This is a genomic window from Leptospira johnsonii (assembly GCF_003112675.1).
GTDB classification, from domain to species: domain Bacteria; phylum Spirochaetota; class Leptospiria; order Leptospirales; family Leptospiraceae; genus Leptospira_B; species Leptospira_B johnsonii.
The window spans coordinates 1,176,619-1,195,183 of record NZ_BFAY01000011.1; the positions used below are offsets into that span (position 1 = coordinate 1,176,619).

Consider the following 18,565-nt stretch of genomic DNA (forward strand, 5'->3'; position numbering starts at 1 on the left):
AAGTTTTACTTGTAAGATTTATTCTTCAAGCCTGAATCCAAAATTTGTAATATCTTCTCCGCTTCTTGTAAAGCGTTGTTCTTGTCGATTTGTAATACTGGATTGTTCAGTTGGCATTCGTTGAGAAGAACGGAATACCCATGAACCAAGGACCAGGCAGCAGTTGCCATTTCTCTTGCTTCGAACTTATTGATCTTGTGCGATTTGCAGACTAGGATCGTTTCCCAAAGTTTTAAAAAAGCATTTTTGCCCGCCTCCATCAGATCTTCCAAGTCACCTACTGGCCCAAGATCTATATGCCACATTGCTCTATAATATCCTACATTCTCCAAACAAAAAGAGATGTAAGCAAGACCAAGTCTTTTCAACCGATCAAATGGATCGGAAGGAGAAGAAGCCTTCTCCGCTTTCGTAAATTCTTCCGTAATTTTTATGAATCCATCTTTGGAAATTTGGGCCAGCAGGTCTCTATGAGAAGGAAAATGCCTATAAGCAGCGGCATGACTGACTCCTGCTTCCCTTGCGATCTCTCTGATGGTAAACGCAGAATCTTTGCTGATCTCCAATCGTTTTAAGGCTAGTGTTTTTAGAGTTTCTGCCAGATTCCCATGATGATAGGAACCTTCAGGCTTCTTCATTTTTTTCTTCGAGGGCATAAAAAATTTCCTAAAAAATGTTGACGTTGGTAACATTTGGTGTTACCGATAGTAACATTATCGGACCAAGTCCAGATTTTTCAAGTAAATCCCGGATTAGAACGGGAAATTAAGAGGTTTTATGACTCCAGAACTAACATTCAAACTGGCTAGCAACTTTGCGCTCATCGGCTGGTTATTACTTGCGGGTTTACCAAATGCTAGAGTTACCAAGTTATTGGTAAGGAACGGAGTTTGGCCCTTACTCCTTTCCGGATTGTATTTGTTGATACTTGCACTTCATGCAAGAGGGGGTTTCGATTTCGGATCTCTGGAAGGCGTGACTAAACTATTTTCCAATCCTTGGGTTTTGCTTGCGGGTTGGGTGCATTATCTCGCCTTCGATCTATTCGTCGGGATTTGGGAAACAAAAGAAGCAGAAGCACTCGGAATTTCCAGATGGATCCTGATTCCTTGTTTGTTTTTCACACTGATGTTCGGACCTATCGGTTATTTATTATTTCAAATCGTTCGTTGGAAAAAAGGAGGAAGTCATGCAAGCATCTAACGTTTCAAATTTCACTAATGTAACTGGAGTAGACTTCTTTTTTACACTGAGAAAGAATCGTCCTCTTAGTTTTTACGTAGGTCTTGTTTCTTTTTTGATGATACCGGTTTACATCATTCTTTCGCAATTCGATCCAAGGATTGTTATGGGAATTAATACTTGGATCAAGCCGATAAAGTTTGCGGTATCGATCTGGATTTTCCTTTGGACCATGGCTTGGTTTTTAGAGCAGTTAAACGATTTTCCTGTTTTTAGGGATAGACTAGAGAAATATTTCACGATCGCCCTTTCGGTTGAGTTGGTATTGATTACCCTACAGGCGGCCAGAGGTGTTCAATCCCACTTTAATAACGCCACTATTTTTGATTCGGTAATCTATGGGATCATGGGGCTTTTTATTTTTCCAATGATGGTAGTACCGATCATAATGGATCGAAAATTCAAACTTCTAAGTTCAAAATTGGATCCTAGGATCTTAATCGCGATTAGATTTTCCCTTTGGATATTAGCTAGTGCTTCCATCATCGGGTTTATCATATCTCAAAGACTGGCACATGCTGTAGGAGTTCCTGACGGAGGTCCTGGATTACCGATCGTCAACTGGAGCAAGAACGGTGGAGACATTCGTATTGCACACTTTGCAGGTATACACGCTTTGCAAATTCTTCCTTTGTTTGCTTTCTTTGCGATCAAACAAAGTTGGGATCTTTTGAGCGTAAAAATCGTTTCTATATGTTATTGGATCTTGGTTGGGGCAGTATTTGCAAATGCAATGTTAGGACGCCCATTGGTTTGATGGTATTCAATGGTTTCTAAAAAACCTAAACAGACTAAAGACAGCGCTGAGATTATTTCAGAGATCTTAAAGCCTCATACGAAAAACATTTTAGAGATCGTAAGTTCTCTTAGAAACAAGATTCAAAAGGACTTTCCTGAGTTTGAAGAAAGAGGTTATCCAGTTTGGAAGGCGATCGGTTTTAGAGATAAAAATTCAGGCTATGTATGTGGCATCTTTCCTTTCGAAAAAAACGTTCGTTTGATCTTCGAATGGGGGGTTTTGCTCAAAGATCCTAAAAAGATATTATTAGGAGATACAAAACAGATCCGTTATTTGGAATATTTTTCTAGCGAAGAAATAGATATAAATGTTATCAGAAACTTTTTGGTGCAAAGCTTAGGATTGCCAAAAGGTAAAAAACAAAAAGAAATGATTCTAGAAAGTATAAGTTCTGTTAAAAAGTCTCCTTCTAAAAAAAGGAAATCATAATGGAATATTTTAAATCTATGCTGATCTTTATGGTCTTTGATAAAGACTAGGCTCTTTCTGTTCCGAAATAAAATTTTCCCTGTCTGCGGATCAGGTTTCTTTGGATCAATCCATCTGCAATGATGAGTAAACCTTGAGCCGCAGCATGTTTCTTATCTTCCGGAACATCGTTTTGTTTGGACATCAATTCGTGAACGAAAGCCCTACGTTTTGCATCCATAACTCCCAACATGGAGCCGCAAACTTTCTTATCTCCGACCAAGAATGCGAGTGCCAAGGTTTGAGGAGGAGTTTCGTTGCATAAATAAAACAACGCTAGGTTATCAAAGTAGGACAATTCTTCGAAGGACTTTAGAGTTAATTCTTCCTGATCTTCTCCGCTCATATTACTTCCTGTTCTTTGATCTTAGAATCCAAATATTCCACCAAGTATTTGGAATTCGGTTCTTCTCCGGTTGCTTGACGGATCAGTTCCTTTGCTTCCAAACTTCTACCCTTACTATGAACATGTTTTCTGAGCCAATCAAGGAGAGAAGAAGTTTCTCTGTTTTTCAATTCATCCGGAAACTTTGGATTCTGCTTCAAGAAGGCAGAATAGAGTTGGGCCGCATAAATATTTCCCAAAGAGTAGGTAGGAAAATAACCGAAGGCCCCGCCGCTCCAATGAACATCCTGCAAAAATCCTTTGGAATCATCCGGAACATCCACACCTAGTAAAGATTTCATTCCATCTTTCCAAGCTCCCGAAAGATCTTTTAATACGAGTTCCTTTTTGAAGATCGCTCTTTCAATTTGGAATCTTAGGATTACATGCAGATTATAAGTGATTTGATCTGCTTCTACTCTTATCAAAGAAGGTTTGGATTTGTTCACGAAAGAATAAAGTTTAGAAAAAGGAAGAGAAGCCTCCGAGATGCCTAAGTTTTTCAGAAATAAAGGATAGATTCCTTCCCAAAATTCCTTGGACCTTCCCACTTGATTTTCCCAAAGGCGGCTTTGAGATTCGTGAACACCTAAAGAAACCGAATCTTTTAAAGGAGAAGGACCTCCTGCGAGTAAAGAAATCCCAGCTTCATACAAAGCATGCCCGGTCTCATGTAGAACTGAATACACGGAAGAAAGAGGATCTGATTCTTCATAACGTGTCGTGATCCTTTTATCGAAAGAACCTAAAGAAGTGGAGAACGGATGTGCGCTGGAATCCAAGCGAAACCCGGACTTAGGCAAACCCAAAAGAACGGGAAGACTTGTATTAAAAGGAATTTGAGAATCGATAGGAAAATTTCCCTGAAAAGGAAACGTAGCATCCTTTGCCTTTGCGATCAGAGGAACCAAGGATTTTCTGAGATCAGCAAATAGAACTTCTAAATCTGCGGCTTTAGCTTCCGGTTCGTACTCATCTAAAAGAGCGTCATACGCCTCTGTGGAAAAACCGAAATAGTCTGCCTTTTGAAAAACAAGATCTACGATCTTTTGTAAGATTGGAAGAAAAGAAGAAGCATCATTCTTCTTTCTGGCATCCACCCAGATAGAATGTGCCTGGCTCGTGACCTTGGAAAACTCTTCCACCCATGAGATAGGCAAACAAGAAGAACGATCCAGATCTTTGAACAATAAATTCAGTTCTCTTTCTCTGAGAGATTTTCCGGGAAGATCTGTGCGGGTATTTTCATCTCTGGCTTTTTCCGCCAAACTACGAAAAGGATCCCCGATAAAAGATTTATGAGCAAGCCCAGAAAGAAAACTTAGTTGGTCTCCTCTTTCACTTAAGCCGTCGCTTGGGATACCGATCTCCATGTCCCAATGCAAGACGCTTCCAATGTTTCTGAGATGATAGATATTACGGAATTCATCCCTATAGGCCTTGAAGGCCGGAAGGATATTTTCCCAATTTTGAAGTTCGGATTCCCACATACTTAAAAAACATTCTTTTCGATTGACATCTCGCCCACCAACCAAAAACTGACTTTTATCTAGCGGGCATGGTGTAATGGCTAGCACCGTAGCCTTCCAAGCTTCTAGTGAGGGTTCGAGTCCCTCTGCCCGCAAAAATTTCCTCTTTAATCCTCGATTTGTCAGAAAGTTTTTTCTGGACTTCTTTTTACTTCGGTTCTAAATCTGGCCTCATTCTTTGGACTGGTGTAGAATTATGGATCGAATTCCAAAATACGTTTCTATTCTTTTGATTCTGTTGTTTGCGGCGACCATATCCGCTCAAAACGAGACCTATACTGTAACTGCAAATTCTTGGCCTGCTGATTTTTCTTCTTTCGAATCGTTTAGGGATGCGAATGCGAGTACGTCCCAAGGAGCCGTTATCGTTCTTTTGGCCGCTCTTTCTATCTATTCCAAAAATGCAGAAGAAGGTAAGAAAGCGTTGATCATTTCTTTGGACGCTAACTCCCTCATTTCAGATACTTCACCGAATGGATATAAAGGTTTTAATATCAATCGGAATACGATCGACTTAGTAAAAAGACAGTTAGAGCAACATCCTTATTTGATCGGCTCCTATCTTCCAGGTTCTTCTTTCCAGAACGGTTATAAAGCCTCTAACCCTCCTTATAATTTTACTCTTACTTCTAATCGTTTCAGTGGGACGGAAGAGTCAGGACAGAAAAAATTATTTCTTCCTTCTTCCGGCGCTGACACTCCAAGGCCCGTGACCGTAAAAAGAAATGCGAAAGGTGTATGGAAGGCGTCCGAATTTTCCAGCTTATTGGTAGGTATTAAAAAGCCTGCAACTTCTAGTCCTGCGGACGATCTTTGATCATTTTTAATATTTATGACATTGAATTCTTGGAGTAATTTCCAGGTTCCTATCTTCTAATCGTTATAGCCGTATTTTTCGGTTATAACGATGTTTTCCATTCGGACCTTCTCTGCCTTATTGATTGCCTTCTCCTTTTGTTTGAGCTCCTGCAAACATCATTCTAATGGAGAAAGAGATTCTATTTTAGTATTCCTTTTAACAAGAGTTTGGATCCCAATTCCGGGGACAACATTCCAGATCCAATTTACAGGAACCTTAGACGAGTCTGTAAATGCACAAGTATTCGATATAGATTCAGATCTTACAGATTCGGATCCGACTGTGATCCAAAGATTGCATGCTTCCGGTAAAAAAGTGATCTGTTATATAGATGTTGGTTCTTACGAAAATTATAGATCGGATGCTTCTGAATTCCCGCCCGAAGTATTAGGGAATATTTATAGTGGTTACCCCGATGAGCAATGGTTGGATATCAGACGTATTGACCTTTTAAGCCCGATACTTTCTGCACGCTTTGAAAAGGCAAAAGCAAAAGGTTGTGACGGGATAGATCCTGATAATTTGGACGGCTACCAGAACGACACTGGTTTTCCTTTGAGCGCGGATGATCAGATCAAATTCAATCGTTGGATCAGCGATCTGGCTCATTTTAGAGGAATGTCTGCCGGATTAAAAAACGATCCGGACCAAATTCCGGATCTGATCGGAAACTTTGATTGGGCAGTTACTGAAAGTTGTTATGACGGCGGATGGTGCAATTTAGAAGAAGCATTCCCGAACAAGGGCTCCGCGGTTTTTCAGATAGAATATGTAGAGAATGGAACGACCAAGAACGATTTCTGTTCTCAGTCGATCTCACTTCGTTTATCCGGTTTTTTGAAAAACCAAAGTTTGGATGCTTATAGGGATCCTTGTCCTTAAGAAGCTTCTTTTTGGAGCATATCCGCAGCGAAAGCTTCTTCCAATTGACGGACTGCATTTTTAGAATAAGCGATCAGTTCTTTTTCATTATGTCTGAGTTTGAATTGATCCATGACCATCGCCTCATCGTAATCTCTAAACTTTTGGATGAAGTATTTTACTTCCGAAGGTAAAAATCCCAGATCTTTCAAAGTTTCTTCCGCGAGCTCTAGAGAAGAAGCGAACGTATCTCTTCGTATCGTTTCAATTCCTAACTCCATCAAATCGAAATAATGGGACCTGTTTCTTGCTCTTGCAATAATCCTTAAGTTTGGAAAATTCTCTTTTGCAAGCTTCGCAATTTTTATGGATAACTCTGCATCTTGGATCGCAAGTACTAGTATATCTGCATGAGCTGCTCCGGCCGCAGTCAATAGATCTAATCTACTTGCATCACCATAATATATCTTGTGCCCGAATTTTCTGGCGGCATTTACCTGGTCTGCGTTATGTTCTAGTGCGGTGAATCTAATCTTATGCAGATACAACATCCTGGAGATGATCTGTCCCACCCTTCCGAAACCTGCGATGATCACTCGGTTTTTTTCGTAAATAGGATCTGCAGGCCTTTCTTCTTCTTCGTGCAAGTAAGGATCTATTATTTTTTCTTTAATGATCCCTATAAAAGGAGTGAGTATCATAGAAGCAGTAACGATCACAATAGAATAATCGGTAGTTTCTTTAGAAAGAACGCTGAGTTGTGCGGCCACATTCAGGATCACAAATGCGAATTCTCCACCTTGGGAAATACTAACTGCAAGATTGGAAGAAGAATCAGAAGTTAGTTTTGCGATCTTTCCTAAAACAAAAAGAACGATCCCTTTAACTGACATTAGCCCAAATGCAAGACCGAAAATCAAGAATGGATGATTGATCAGAATTTCCAAATTCATGGACATCCCAACTGCAAGGAAAAATAGACCTAATAGTAATCCTTTAAAAGGTTCTAAGTTTGCTTCTAACTCATGCCTGTATTCTGAATCTGCAAGTAGCACTCCTCCTAAAAAAGAGCCGAGGGCCATGGACAAGCCTACCTTCTCCATTGCAAAAGAAACTCCAAGCACAAGCACCAAAGAAAGTGCTACGAAAATTTCGTGGTTTCCTGTGGCTGCGATCATTCTGAAAAGAGGCCTCATCAAAAAACGTCCGCTTAAGATCACCAAAAGAATAGCTGCGATCGCAGTTCCTAATTTATAAAAATTGAATCCACTATGAGCTGTTTGTCCCGGTTCCAAAGCTGCTAAAGGAAGAATTGCCATCACAGGGATCACTGCCAAATCCTGAAAGAGAAGGATTGCAAATGCAGATCTTCCATAAGAAGTGTTGAGTTGGTTTTTTTCCGCCAAAGACTGAAGAGCGAAAGCCGTGGAAGAAAGCGATAAACTCACTCCTAAAATAATCGAAGAAACGAATCCTAATTGAAATAGATAACCGATCAATCCACCTAATAAAAGTGACGATACCGCTACTTGGAAAAATCCCATTCCGAAAACAGGTTTTCTGAGCACCCAAAGGGTTTGAGGTCGGAGTTCCAACCCGATCAAAAAAAGAAGAAGGACCACACCGAATTCCGCAAAATGCATGATCTCGGTTCCGCCGGTAACAAGTCGGATCCCATGCGGTCCTATCAAAATCCCTCCGACGACATAACCTATAATGGAGCCGATCCCCAGTTTTTTAAAAATGGGAACACATAGGACGGCTGTACTGAGTAGAATAATAGCGGTAACGAGTAGACTTTTCTCTTCCATCAATGCTCTTCCTTTCGGTCTGGGTTAATTTTCATTAGACATTTTACGGATAGGTAATAAAACCACTTTTCCTATGTATGATTCTTCTTCTCAAAGTGGAAAACGCCATAATTATTTACTATTGTTTTGAGGAAAAAGCGGTTTCCTCGTATGATTTGCGTTAAGAAACATCTTTCATACGAAAATGAGTAGATGATAAACAATTCGAAAAAAATCAAAAATTTATGATCCGCAAATTAAGATTTTCCATATTCATTTTTTTACTCTGCGTATACTCGCTTTCAGGCTCACTTTTTTCTGAAGAGCTTGGGTCCCCAGAAACATCAAGTAAACTGAAAGAGAAAACGTTACAAATCAAAGAAGAAAATCCTAAGGTCGATCCTAAAAAAACTTCGGAGATACATGAGGAAGGGGAAGAAGGTTCTAAAAAAGAAGAACTGAATCCTAAAAAGAAAGATGATCTGTTGATCCCGATCCAATTCGGATTTTTCATAGACGGTTATTACAATGCGAGCTTGAACAGACCTGCTTCCAAAGAACTATTATATACAACCCAAGCCACTCGGACAAACGAATACAATATCAATCTAGCTTATTTGGACGCCAAAGTAGAGACCGATAAATATAGAGGAAGATTCGCTGTCCAATTCGGTACTTCGGTCATCGCGAATTATTCGGGAGAAGGGACCACAGGCAAAACTTCTAACGAATCTTCGATCCGGAACATGCAAGAAGCGTATGGAGGTGTTCGATTAGGAAAATCTACCTGGTTGGATGCAGGGATTTATTTCGGGCATCTAGGATACGAGTCCTGGATCTCTCATGATAATTTTGTTTATACTCGCGCATTCTCTCTGGACTACGTACCTTATTATGTTTCCGGAGCGAGACTGAGCGGAAAGATCAGCGATAAAGTTTCTTACCAACTTCATTTGAATAACGGATACCAAGTAGTGACGGATAATAATAAAGACATCTCTGGAGGTTTCCGATTGGAGTGGAATCCTTTGAGCAACTTGATGTTCCGTTGGAATACTTTCATCGGGAATGAACAGCCCACTACTACTCCGAAAGAAACCCGATATTATAATAATTTTATCGCAGAATGGAAACCGTTCCAACGACTTACATTAGCTTCTTCTTTCGATGTGGCTTATCAAGAAAGAGCAAGTAGAGAAGATCTGGTCTATACTCCGGAAGGTCCGATCTATATTCGTCGAGACGGAACAGCATTCAGACAAACTTACGTGGGAAACTTTTGGATTGCTTATCGATTCTTGCCTGATTGGAGAATAGGTGTTCGATTGGAAAGATATTTGGATCGAGAGCAGATGATCGTGGTCACGAATACCAAGGATGGTTTCCAAACCAGCGGTGCGACTGCAACTTTAGATTATCAGCCGGATCCTGCCGTTTTGGTAAGATTTACCTACCAATACAGAAGATCCATGGATTCCATTTATCCTCATGAGAATAATACATCCAAACTAGACCGCATGTTTATCTTTTCCCTTTCCCTTAAGATCTGAACCTGTTGGGAAAAATTTTAGAACTATACTTCGGTCTTATAAAATAATATGTTTTTAGAATAAAAGTTTAGAATTTTTCTAAAAAAGATTGAACAAAATTAAATTGTATGCAATCTATTTACTACGTAACTAGGAGGTGCCCACCCGTGGCCCAGAATTTATACGAACTAACCGCTACTTTAAACAACGGAACCGAGAAGAAATTGCAAGATTATAAAGGAAAGGTTCTATTGATTGTCAATACCGCAAGCCAATGCGGATTCACCCCACAATACAAAGGACTTCAGGAAATGTACGAAAAGTACAAGGGAAAAGGTCTGGAAATATTAGGATTCCCTTGCGACCAATTCGGTCACCAAGAGCCAGGAAACGATGCTGAGATCCAAAGTTTTTGCCAGGTGAATTTTGGGGTGAATTTCCCCCTTTTCAAAAAAATAGAAGTGAACGGAGATGGAACTCATCCTGTTTACCAATATCTTAAAAAACAAGCTCCAGGGCTTTTGGGAAAATCCATTAAATGGAATTTTACCAAGTTTTTGATCGATAAACAAGGAAACGTGATCAAAAGATTCGCTCCGATGACTCCTCCAGAAAAACTGGACAAACAGATCGAGGAACTTCTTTCCAAGTGAATTACGAATCCTTAAAGTTAGAGAAACAGATCTGTTTCCCACTTTACGCTTCTTCCAGGGCGGTGACTGCACTATACAGGCCGCTTTTGGACGAGTTCGATATTACTTATCCTCAATACCTTGTTCTTCTTGTCCTTTGGGAAACAGATAAGATTCCCCTAAAAGAAATAGGTGAAAAATTATTTCTGGATTCTGGTACCCTAACTCCTCTTCTTAAAAAAATGGAATCCTCAGGTCTTTTGACTAGAGATAGATCCGATCAGGACGAGCGTTCTCTTGTGGTTAGCCTAACCACAAAAGGAAAAAAATTGCAAAAAAAAGCGGTTTGTATCCCGGAACGATTGTTGGAAGAATCAGGTCTCACTCCCGAAAAGGTGGAAGGCCTAAAACGAGATCTGGACGACCTTCTTATTATCCTCGAACAAAAATTAAGAAATTCGGCGTGACAAATCCGTTTTATCGAAAACTATAGAGCCGCTTTTTTAAAGAGTGCGCTCGCGCTAAGGAGTTAAGAATGAAACGCCAATTATCCGCAATATCATTTGCTGCGGTACTTATTTTCGGAGCTTGTTCTTCAGAACAAAAAAAATCGGAACATGCTTACGTTCCGAATTCGGATATTCGTGTTGTAGAAGCGAATATGATCAAGGAAGGAGATAAAAGAATTAAAGCAGAAGCTGTTTTAGGAACTCCAACTTTCGAAGAAAACACCCAAGATGGATCCGTTTTGGAATGGTACTTTGAATCCACTACCTACCAAAAAAATTCCTACAAAACTTTGGCGGAAAAGCCTTCTAGAGTGGATGATAGCACTAAATACATCAAAGTGATCGTTGATAAAAAAGGTGTGATCAAAAAATACGAATACAAACTCTAATTCGGATTTACATCTATAAAAAGGCCGCAGGTTTTGCGGCCTTTTTTATTTTCAGATATCGTCTTCCATCAAATCGATCCCGGCAAATCCTAAGAGAAAGTCCAAAAATTCCCCGATATTGAATCCTACTCTTATACCATAGCGGATGGAAATATAGAACTCCAGTTCGAACAAAAACGCGGAGGGATAATCATCCTTGTTTTTTGGATTTTGAGCCAAGAAGGTCTGGATTGCCTCATTTCTTTTTTGGGGATCTAAGCTCTCTAAGTATTTTCGAAAGAAAGCTTCCTTTTTAGCCTTTCTTCTCTCGGAGACCGGATTATTATAAAAACGTAAATATCGAATTTCGTAACTTTTAGAATTTAATCTTTCGTCGGAGAGTTCAGGGGTAGGATTTTGCTCCTGTTCCGATTCTGGATTTTCAGGAAGTAGTAAAAAGTTATCACTTGTTTGAGAATTAGGTCCAGGAGTTTTGGTTTCTGCTTTCTGTGGAGGAGTTTCAGTTGGAGGCATGGAGTGGAACTTCTCCCCTCCTAAAAATCCAAAGATCAATTGTTGGGACCTGTAAGGCCCGTAAGTTCCGCCTCTTAATCCGTACCCGGTTCCTAGATCCCTTTTTCCAGGTTCGGATTCTCCGCCTTGAAAAACGAATCCGGTAGCAAGTGGTCCTATTCGAACTCCGATACCATAGCCAGGAGTTTCTACTCCCGCGGTGAAAACGTCTGCTAAATCTTTTTTTCTATGAGACCAGTATGTTGAACAATCGATCACTATAAGGCCCAAAAGAAAAATACAGAAAAAATGTATGATAGGTCTTTTTTTCATTTCGGGATATAGTCTGAGTTTAGTCGACAAGATCGGCTTTCCGCTAAGCTCTCGCTTTCATCAGGAAGCGCAATCGTAAAAGTGTAGAAATTTTATTGGTTTTCTTCCTCTAGTCTTATTGAAAAATGATCCCGATATAAAAATTAAAATTGGAATGAATAGATGAATGAATTGGAAGAGACTCGAATCCATCACAAAAACATCGTCGTCTTCGGAGGCGGGCCGATGGGAGTTCATCTATCCGTATCATTGGCAGAAAGAGCGGATCGCCTTTTTCTTTGGTACTCCGATAAGAAGAAAGCGGATCGCCTTCAAAAAGATAGATCCGCAGAATTATTAGAAGAATTTGTTCCGCTTGCTGATAATATTATAGTTACAAACGATTTCGATTTTTTATCACAAGGTTCCTGGGTTATCGTTATCGCTGTTCCTTCTAGACAAAAGGAAAACGTGATCGATAGGATCTCTTCTTATCTTTCCGAACAGGAAGAGCATACGATCATTTCTTTTACCAAAGGTCTGGTTTCCACTTCTACTCGTAAAAAGACAAATGCCATCACTTTCTCCGACTATGTGATCAAGGTCAGAGAGATGAAAGAAAATCTGAATATGGAATATGTTGCTGTGGCTGGACCTAACCTTCTTTCCGAAATGGCCAAAGGTAAACACAGCTTTTTCTCTATTGCATCCACGGGCGAAAAAGCGTCCGAGGTAATGGAAGATCTTTTTTTCGGACCAAGAAATCATATTAAAACTTTTGAAGATATCAGAACTCTGGAATTATTCGGAGTAATGAAAAACCCGATCGCGATTGCCTGCGGTCTTGTGAATGGGATCCCTGAATGTGGATCCAATTTCGAGGGGGAGTTGATCAGCTTAGGTTTTGCAGAGATATTAACTCTATTAAACGCTTTAGAACTTCCGGTAAAACCTGCGATGGAATTCGGGCTTGCAGATCTGATCACTACGGCAACATCCAGATCTAGCCGGAACAGAGCGTATGGACAGAGATTTATACGTAAGCTGATCTCAGGAGAAGATTCTCCGAATCTACTCGAAAGAATAGAGCTCTTCTTAAATCCAAAAGAATTCATCCAAAAAGAAATGAGCCAGAGCGAAACTCATGTAGAAGGAGCCTATGCACTTTCTACCATTTTGGATCTGGCAGAGGAAAGGAAGGTAGAACTTCCGCTTTTTACTACACTCTTCGAAGTTCTTACTAGAAAGGTATCTCCTACGGAAATGATCCGATTCGTTTCCAAATCTACTAGCGACGATATACGAAATATTTCCAGGACCGCTCGTAAAAGATTCGGGCTGTCTCTTGCATCAGGGAAAGAATTCCAACAAGCGTTAAGAAGAAGGGTGCTTCGTCATGTTTATTCTCAACCTGGATTGTCGGATCGGATCTTAAAACAATCCGGATTACAGATCAAGTCTTTGGAAAAAAGATATTCTGAGGCCGTGGAGACAGGAGCCGGAACGGATTTAATGCTTCTTCCTAGAGAGATTGAGTTATGGAGAGAAACTGAAACCGCGTATGAAAACGGAAAGAGTAGAAACCTGGATCGTTTGGTAGAGTTTTATGTTTCTGAAATTGCAGACGAATACAGTCCGCTATTTAGGGAATCTCTTATTCATTTGGTTGCTCCAGCTCGTTTTGCGATCGGAGGTTTTAAACCTGGGGGAGGGCTTCCTAAGATAGGCGGTAATGTAAAGGAGATCAAGGCACTCGCTTCCAGATATGATATTTTATACACTCCAACGCATAGATCTCATTTAGATTCAATCGAAGTCGCTTTTGGTCTGAGATGGCTGGGGCTTCCTGTTCCAAGATATGCTGCGGATAAAAAAGTAATGGGAACTCCGGGGCTTGCCAGGGTTTTGAAATCCTTGGGTGCCTATATGGTGGACAGAAAAAGAAATCGGAACCTTCTCTACTTAGAATGTTTGACCCAATATTCTACAATGATGTTGGAGGCTGGAATTCCTACATTGGTTTATCCGGAAGGGACCAGGTCCAGAACAGGCGGTATCATTCCGATCAAAACAGGAATTCTTTCTACCTCAGTGGATGCATTTAAACATACTGGAAGCGAAGTGATCGTAGTTCCTATCGTTCTTTCTTATGAGAACGTTCCGGAGGATGTAGAGTTTGCAGGTAAAGACACTCATCTTTCTTTTAAGGACTTCTTATTCAAAAGAACAGAAGTGTACATGGATCTTTGTGAACCGATTCCGGTTTCTAGATATATCCAAGAGGATGATCCTACTCTTTCTATTTCTTTGGAGATCTCCAGGTCTTGGCAGGCGCATCATAAAATTCTTCCGAACCATATAGTTGCAAAACTTTTAATGGAAGCAGGAGGAGAGATTAGCTCTTCCGATCTAAGTAAAATGATAGAAGAAATGATCCTAACAAGAAAGGGAAATTATCTAACCAAGGATGTTCCGGAAATTTTGGATCGAGGTTTAAAAGTTTTAAATTCTAGAAAGTTTATCAAAAGAGAAAACGGCCAGATCAAAGCATTGGAGCCTGAACTTCTGCAATATTATGGAAACATGGTACCGGACCCGACGTAAATTCGGGTCAGTTTTGTTTTAATCCACTTTGATCTTAGATGCGATCAATACAGCTCTTTTTCGGAGCATGGAGATAGATTCATCCTTATCTGAATAAGTAAGAGCTACTCCCATTCTTCTATATTTTTTAGTGATCGGTTTTCCAAAAATTCTCAAATCAGACTCAGGCATTTCGCAAGCCTTATCCAATCCTTGGATATTCGGGACCTGACCTTCCGTTTGAGCAAGTATGACAGCGCTTGCTCCTCTTCTTACCAAAAGAATTTCAGGGATTGGAAGACCTAAAACGGTTCTAGCGTGTAATTCAAATTCGTTAAAACTTTGGGTGCCAGCCAAAGTAACCATTCCTGTATCATGAGGTCTGGGAGAAAGTTCTGAAAAATAAACGTCATCTTTCGTTAAGAAGAATTCTACTCCCCAGATCCCTGCGCCGCCTAGTTCTTTGGTGACCTTCTCCGCCATTTCCTGAGCGGATTTGAGTTGAGAATCGCTGAGCTCTGCGGGTTGCCAGCTTTCTTGGTAGTCTCCTCTTTCTTGCCTATGACCGATAGGAGGACAGAACAAAGTCCTTCCTGACTTTTGAGTTACGGTCAATAATGTGATCTCAGATTCGAAAGAGATAAATTCTTCGACTATGATCTCGGAGGCGCCGGTTCTTCCTTTAGTTTGAGAAGCGATCCAGGCGGGTTCTATATCGGATTCAGTTTTGATCACCGATTGTCCTTTTCCGGAAGAAGACATCAATGGTTTTACAACGCAAGGAATACCTATGGTCGAAATGGCTTCCTTCAGTCCTTCTAAAGTGGAAGCGTATTTATACTTAGCTGTTTTTAGACTTAGGGTTTGGGAAGCAAGGTCTCTGATCGCCTTACGATTCATCGTAAAGTTAGCTGCTTTGGCGCTGGGAACTACTTGGTAGCCTTGTTTTTCGTATTCGTAAAATCTTTCTGTTCGGATTGCTTCTATTTCAGGAACGATCAGATCCGGTTTGTGTTTGGCAACGATCCGATCTAATGCGTCCCCATCCAGCATATCGATGACTTCTTTTTCATGGGCAACCTGCATGGCTGGAGCACCCTCATAGCTATCGACCGCGATTACATATTGGCCTAGTCTTTGGGCGGCGATTACGAATTCTTTTCCAAGCTCGCCTGAGCCGAGCAGAAGTATTTTCTTTCTCATAGGTTCTTTTAGAGAATTTCCGAACAGGAAGAAGAATTGAAAGGAAAAAATGAAGGTCAGCCCGATTTGCATTCGATACAAACCGGGCAATAGAACCTTAACTTTGAGTTACTTTTTCTTTTTGGTAATCACGTCGAAGTTTTTATACTGAATATACTCCACTTCGGAAACATCCAAACGGTAGATCCCTTTGGTAGAATGTACCAACATGGTATTTCCGACCTGAGCTACCACTGCTCCGTGTAAAACTGTCTTGTCCAGCTTGTGAACGGATTCCAATACACTGTAATACTTTTGGATCTCTTCTTCGGAAGCTAGTTTTTGCGCGCTTGCTTCGGATTCTAATTTATCAAAGGCGATATTTAGTTTTTCGGATTGGTCCTTCTCTATCTCTTTTGCTAGATATTTATTGTCCAGGCTTCCGGAGACCAGATCTTCGTTTACCTTTACCAAGGTTTCCAGGTCCGCACTTTCCCTAGGATCTCTTTCGAATTTTCCTTTTTGAACAGTTCGCACTAGATCATTCCGAAACTTTTCAATACTTTGGGCGATGGATGCGTCATCCAATCGATTCAAAATAGTTTGGGCCAGTTGGTCGAATTCAGGTTTGACTTCTGCCTCTTCTTCTTCCGAGATCACGATCTCGTTTTCTTCCAATAGTTTTTGGAACTTTTGGTAATTCGGATTTTCGGCTATTTTATCTGCGGGAATTTCTTGGCTTACGGGAGCCTTTAAGGTCATGGCAACCATTCCCTCATAAACTTTGATCTTAGGAAGTGTGCCTTGTACTACTTCAAAAGAGAATGCAGTTCCTCGAACACCTGCGATCGCAGTAGGTGTGGAAATTTTGAACTGCTCTTTTTGGCTTAACTTGTTTGTTTTTACAAGAAGAAGTCCCGTTTTAACTGCAAGGGAAGTTTCTTCCGAACCTTCTCCGTGAAGAGAATCAATACTTAGATTTGTATAAGATTTTAAACGTATCACATGGCCAAGACTAGTTTGCAGATCCAAGGTCCCGCTATTCGTTTTAATGGTATCATCCTTTTGTAGGACGCTTCCTAAAGAAAGAGGGATAAGCTTTCCGTTTCTTTGCACATCTACTTTACCGGTCAGAAATATGACTACTAAACCCGGTTTGGATTTAGAAACTTTAGAACAAAAGTTTGAGGATCCGATGAATGTTACAATTAGGAACAAAAGGAAGAGTTTTCGATTCATTTGTTTATTCCGCCTGGAAATAAAAAATATACAGTTCGAATAAATTTTTGAACGTATGAAATATATTTCCAGTCCTAATAACAAGTTGAAACTCAGTTTTTTTCACAAATATCGCAATTTCGTTTTTCTCTTTTTATTTCCGGTGTTCCCCCTTAATTCTGTGGAGACCGGTAAGATTAGATTTAATGGTACAGCTTACGATTTGGAGACTGGCAATTTATTGTATAGAGATTTTCACGAGGAAACTTGGGAGTCTGGCAGGCATATTAGTTCTATAATTACATACAAGGACCCGAACGGTAAAACGTTCGCGAAGAAGAGGATCAGTTTTTTACAAAATAGAACTCTTCCCGAATTCCAATTGGAGGATTATAGAGACGGATATCTGGAAGGAGGAATATTACAGAAGGGGAACTTGGTAAAATTATTCTTCCGCAGAAAACTGGAAGATGCCATCCAAGAAAAAAGTGTCGATAGTGGGAACCACCTATCCGCTATGGATGGAGGATTCGATTATTTCGTGATAGATCATTGGGACGAACTTAGGGCCGGCAAAAAGATCAAATTCAACTTTTTAGTTCCGGTAGAAACAGATAAGTTCGAGTTCGTCGCCGAAAAAACCAAAGAAGGGGAATACAAAGGTAAGCCTGCTTTATTTCTAAGATTGAAAATAGCCAATGCCATTCTTTCAGTATTCGTAAAACCGATCGATTTGGTGTACGATATCGAGTCCAAAAGGATTATGGAATTTAGAGGAACAAGTAATATCAACGATGAAAATGGAAAAAGCTATAAGGTGAAAATCGTTTACGGTTTCAGATAAAATTTTAAAAGCCCAATCTCCAAAATGCTATGCCGGATAATTTTAAACTATTCGCATATTTTATCCAATGATCGAATTCAAGTATCAAGCTTCCTTCTCCGTTTTCTGTTTTTATTATATAGATGCCTTTTGCTTCCTTCCCGAATTCTAAGGCAAATTTTTTATCCATCATTCTTGTGAGAAGTTTCGGTTTTTTATTGCCCTTCTTCCAATAATAACCGTAAAGGGGAAGTCCTAACCAGATCTGTTCCGGTTGATATGTCTTGAGTAGAAGTTCCGTATTTCGTTTGGCCCAATCGAATTCGGTCACTGGCCCAGGAGAGGTTTTGGGAGAATGCAGATCGTAAGCCATAAGCACGATCTCATCCGCGAGATTCTCTTTATAAATTGCGGAATGAAAACCGGAAAGTTTAGGATCGATTTCTTCAGATGGAAAGACCGCTAATGTAAGAAGTTTTCCTTTTTTCTTTAGCGCTGGTTGGAGTTCCAACAACAGCTCCTTATAATGGGTAGAATGTTCCGGGCCTAATCCTTCAAAGTCCAAATGGATCCCCGAATAGAAAGAATGCTCCTCCAAATAGAGTTCTAAATTTCGGACTAATGACTTTCTAAGTTGGGGAGAAGAGAGTAACTTCTTCCCTATAGCTTCTGACCGAAAAGTAATGAGCGGAAACCATCTTGTCCCGTTCTTCTTTCCGATTGTTTGGAGGGTAGAAGGTACCGAAATCCCGGAAACTTCTCCATTGCTTCCGATATAAGTCCCGGTAAAACATACGGTGGTCCCAGGCTTGGATATCTTCTTCCAATAAGCCAAGGGTTTGGCGCTTAGATCCTGGCTTATAGTATACTCCCATACACTCTCCTGAGCGGATAAGGGACATAGGGAAATACAAATGACGCAGGTAAAAGTGGATCTAAGCCTTGAAAAGATCTTCATTTATT

Annotated in this window: 19 protein-coding genes and 1 tRNA gene; 12 read left to right on the forward strand and 8 right to left on the reverse strand. The window is 40.3% G+C overall.

All coding sequences use genetic code 11. From position 1 onward, the window contains the following. Positions 1–5 precede the first annotated feature (5 nt). Complete coding sequence (locus LPTSP_RS14400) at positions 6–656, reverse strand: TetR/AcrR family transcriptional regulator (RefSeq protein ID WP_108929382.1); 651 nt, start codon at positions 654–656, stop codon at positions 6–8. A 121-nt stretch (positions 657–777) separates the two neighbouring features. On the opposite strand from LPTSP_RS14400, the gene LPTSP_RS14405 reads away from it, so the two are divergent. Genes LPTSP_RS14405 through LPTSP_RS14415 form a run of 3 tightly spaced genes read left to right on the forward strand, consistent with a single transcriptional unit; the run spans position 778 to position 2,470 of the window. Next, positions 778–1,203: an ABA4-like family protein gene (locus LPTSP_RS14405; protein WP_108929383.1), complete on the forward strand. Its 426-nt coding sequence runs from the start codon at positions 778–780 to the stop codon at positions 1,201–1,203. Beyond that, on the forward strand, positions 1,190–1,999 hold the full coding sequence (locus tag LPTSP_RS14410; RefSeq protein ID WP_108929384.1) for a hypothetical protein: 810 nt from the start codon (positions 1,190–1,192) through the stop codon (positions 1,997–1,999). Before LPTSP_RS14405 ends, LPTSP_RS14410 begins: the two co-directional genes overlap by 14 nt. A gap of 9 nt (positions 2,000–2,008) precedes the next feature. Further along, positions 2,009–2,470, forward strand: a complete 462-nt coding sequence (locus LPTSP_RS14415; protein ID WP_108929385.1) for a DUF1801 domain-containing protein — start codon at positions 2,009–2,011, stop codon at positions 2,468–2,470. Positions 2,471–2,516: 46 nt separating this feature from the next. Here the strand turns inward: LPTSP_RS14415 and LPTSP_RS14420 are convergent, their stop codons facing one another. Both LPTSP_RS14420 and LPTSP_RS14425 read right to left on the reverse strand, forming a co-directional pair. Next, entirely contained in the window at positions 2,517–2,855 is a 339-nt protein-coding gene (locus LPTSP_RS14420; protein ID WP_108929386.1) for a hypothetical protein, read from the reverse strand. Beyond that, positions 2,852–4,384, reverse strand: a complete 1,533-nt coding sequence (locus LPTSP_RS14425) for a carboxypeptidase M32 (protein ID WP_108929387.1) — start codon at positions 4,382–4,384, stop codon at positions 2,852–2,854. Before LPTSP_RS14425 ends, LPTSP_RS14420 begins: the two co-directional genes overlap by 4 nt. Before the next feature lie 62 nt (positions 4,385–4,446). Between LPTSP_RS14425 and LPTSP_RS14430 the strand changes: the two genes are divergently transcribed. The 3 genes from LPTSP_RS14430 to LPTSP_RS14440 all read left to right on the forward strand — a co-directional run bounded on the left by LPTSP_RS14430 (position 4,447) and on the right by LPTSP_RS14440 (position 6,164). Continuing rightward, positions 4,447–4,518, forward strand: a tRNA-Gly gene (locus tag LPTSP_RS14430). 101 nt (positions 4,519–4,619) lie between these two features. Then, positions 4,620–5,240 carry a DUF6935 domain-containing protein gene (locus tag LPTSP_RS14435; RefSeq protein ID WP_108929388.1) on the forward strand — a complete coding sequence of 207 codons (621 nt, stop codon included), beginning with the start codon at positions 4,620–4,622 and terminating at the stop codon, positions 5,238–5,240. A 90-nt stretch (positions 5,241–5,330) separates the two neighbouring features. Then, positions 5,331–6,164, forward strand: a complete 834-nt coding sequence (locus LPTSP_RS14440; RefSeq protein WP_108929389.1) for an endo alpha-1,4 polygalactosaminidase — start codon at positions 5,331–5,333, stop codon at positions 6,162–6,164. Here LPTSP_RS14440 and LPTSP_RS14445 read toward each other — a convergent pair. After that, positions 6,161–7,954, reverse strand: a complete 1,794-nt coding sequence (locus LPTSP_RS14445) for a monovalent cation:proton antiporter-2 (CPA2) family protein (RefSeq protein ID WP_108929390.1) — start codon at positions 7,952–7,954, stop codon at positions 6,161–6,163. The two genes, LPTSP_RS14440 and LPTSP_RS14445, sit on opposite strands and share 4 nt — an antisense overlap. 224 nt (positions 7,955–8,178) lie before the next feature. Between LPTSP_RS14445 and LPTSP_RS14450 the strand changes: the two genes are divergently transcribed. The 4 genes from LPTSP_RS14450 (at position 8,179) to LPTSP_RS14465 (ending at position 10,992) form a co-directional block, all read left to right on the forward strand. Beyond that, positions 8,179–9,483, forward strand: a complete 1,305-nt coding sequence (locus LPTSP_RS14450) for a porin (RefSeq protein WP_108929391.1) — start codon at positions 8,179–8,181, stop codon at positions 9,481–9,483. A 146-nt stretch (positions 9,484–9,629) separates the two neighbouring features. Continuing rightward, complete coding sequence (locus tag LPTSP_RS14455) at positions 9,630–10,115, forward strand: glutathione peroxidase (RefSeq protein ID WP_108929392.1); 486 nt, start codon at positions 9,630–9,632, stop codon at positions 10,113–10,115. Beyond that, on the forward strand, positions 10,112–10,561 hold the full coding sequence (locus LPTSP_RS14460; RefSeq protein WP_108929393.1) for a MarR family winged helix-turn-helix transcriptional regulator: 450 nt from the start codon (positions 10,112–10,114) through the stop codon (positions 10,559–10,561). Before LPTSP_RS14455 ends, LPTSP_RS14460 begins: the two co-directional genes overlap by 4 nt. 68 nt (positions 10,562–10,629) lie before the next feature. Next, positions 10,630–10,992, forward strand: coding sequence for an LIC13410 family lipoprotein (locus LPTSP_RS14465; RefSeq protein WP_108929394.1), 363 nt, complete (start codon positions 10,630–10,632; stop codon positions 10,990–10,992). Between the two features lie 51 nt (positions 10,993–11,043). Here LPTSP_RS14465 and LPTSP_RS14470 read toward each other — a convergent pair whose 3' ends face one another. Next, a complete protein-coding gene (locus LPTSP_RS14470) occupies positions 11,044–11,817 on the reverse strand; it encodes an LIC13411 family adhesin (protein WP_439957024.1) in 774 nt (257 codons plus the stop codon). A gap of 162 nt (positions 11,818–11,979) precedes the next feature. Between LPTSP_RS14470 and LPTSP_RS14475 the strand changes: the two genes are divergently transcribed. Next, complete coding sequence (locus LPTSP_RS14475) at positions 11,980–14,400, forward strand: 1-acyl-sn-glycerol-3-phosphate acyltransferase (protein WP_108929396.1); 2,421 nt, start codon at positions 11,980–11,982, stop codon at positions 14,398–14,400. A gap of 18 nt (positions 14,401–14,418) precedes the next feature. Here the strand turns inward: LPTSP_RS14475 and purT are convergent, their stop codons facing one another. Both purT and LPTSP_RS14485 read right to left on the reverse strand, forming a co-directional pair. Beyond that, positions 14,419–15,582, reverse strand: coding sequence for a formate-dependent phosphoribosylglycinamide formyltransferase (purT, locus tag LPTSP_RS14480; protein WP_108929929.1), 1,164 nt, complete (start codon positions 15,580–15,582; stop codon positions 14,419–14,421). Positions 15,583–15,690: 108 nt separating this feature from the next. Continuing rightward, a complete protein-coding gene (locus LPTSP_RS14485) occupies positions 15,691–16,800 on the reverse strand; it encodes a FecR family protein (RefSeq protein ID WP_108929397.1) in 1,110 nt (369 codons plus the stop codon). 160 nt (positions 16,801–16,960) lie between these two features. Here LPTSP_RS14485 and LPTSP_RS14490 point away from each other — a divergent pair, with 160 nt between their 5' ends. Further along, positions 16,961–17,623, forward strand: coding sequence for a hypothetical protein (locus LPTSP_RS14490; protein ID WP_245915580.1), 663 nt, complete (start codon positions 16,961–16,963; stop codon positions 17,621–17,623). A gap of 4 nt (positions 17,624–17,627) precedes the next feature. Here the strand turns inward: LPTSP_RS14490 and LPTSP_RS14495 are convergent, their stop codons facing one another. Then, the gene (locus tag LPTSP_RS14495) at positions 17,628–18,560 is read right to left on the reverse strand and encodes a glycosyl hydrolase family 18 protein (RefSeq protein ID WP_108929399.1); all 933 of its coding nucleotides are present in this window, start codon (positions 18,558–18,560) and stop codon (positions 17,628–17,630) included. Positions 18,561–18,565: the final 5 nt, after the last annotated feature.

What these genes read in the sequence shown, in the direction of transcription:
- LPTSP_RS14445 (WP_108929390.1), bottom strand. Translation starts at nt 7,954, where the DNA reads ATGGAAGAGAAAAGTCTACTCGTTACCGCTATTATTCTACTCAGTACA.
- LPTSP_RS14400 (WP_108929382.1), bottom strand. Translation starts at nt 656, where the DNA reads ATGCCCTCGAAGAAAAAAATGAAGAAGCCTGAAGGTTCCTATCATCAT.
- LPTSP_RS14450 (WP_108929391.1), top strand. Translation starts at nt 8,179, where the DNA reads ATGATCCGCAAATTAAGATTTTCCATATTCATTTTTTTACTCTGCGTA.
- LPTSP_RS14485 (WP_108929397.1), bottom strand. Translation starts at nt 16,800, where the DNA reads ATGAATCGAAAACTCTTCCTTTTGTTCCTAATTGTAACATTCATCGGA.
- LPTSP_RS14420 (WP_108929386.1), bottom strand. Translation starts at nt 2,855, where the DNA reads ATGAGCGGAGAAGATCAGGAAGAATTAACTCTAAAGTCCTTCGAAGAA.
- LPTSP_RS14465 (WP_108929394.1), top strand. Translation starts at nt 10,630, where the DNA reads ATGAAACGCCAATTATCCGCAATATCATTTGCTGCGGTACTTATTTTC.
- LPTSP_RS14435 (WP_108929388.1), top strand. Translation starts at nt 4,620, where the DNA reads ATGGATCGAATTCCAAAATACGTTTCTATTCTTTTGATTCTGTTGTTT.
- LPTSP_RS14405 (WP_108929383.1), top strand. Translation starts at nt 778, where the DNA reads ATGACTCCAGAACTAACATTCAAACTGGCTAGCAACTTTGCGCTCATC.
- LPTSP_RS14440 (WP_108929389.1), top strand. Translation starts at nt 5,331, where the DNA reads ATGTTTTCCATTCGGACCTTCTCTGCCTTATTGATTGCCTTCTCCTTT.
- LPTSP_RS14475 (WP_108929396.1), top strand. Translation starts at nt 11,980, where the DNA reads ATGAATGAATTGGAAGAGACTCGAATCCATCACAAAAACATCGTCGTC.
- LPTSP_RS14415 (WP_108929385.1), top strand. Translation starts at nt 2,009, where the DNA reads ATGGTTTCTAAAAAACCTAAACAGACTAAAGACAGCGCTGAGATTATT.
- purT (WP_108929929.1), bottom strand. Translation starts at nt 15,582, where the DNA reads ATGAGAAAGAAAATACTTCTGCTCGGCTCAGGCGAGCTTGGAAAAGAA.
- LPTSP_RS14425 (WP_108929387.1), bottom strand. Translation starts at nt 4,384, where the DNA reads ATGTGGGAATCCGAACTTCAAAATTGGGAAAATATCCTTCCGGCCTTC.
- LPTSP_RS14495 (WP_108929399.1), bottom strand. Translation starts at nt 18,560, where the DNA reads ATGAAGATCTTTTCAAGGCTTAGATCCACTTTTACCTGCGTCATTTGT.
- LPTSP_RS14470 (WP_439957024.1), bottom strand. Translation starts at nt 11,817, where the DNA reads ATGAAAAAAAGACCTATCATACATTTTTTCTGTATTTTTCTTTTGGGC.
- LPTSP_RS14410 (WP_108929384.1), top strand. Translation starts at nt 1,190, where the DNA reads ATGCAAGCATCTAACGTTTCAAATTTCACTAATGTAACTGGAGTAGAC.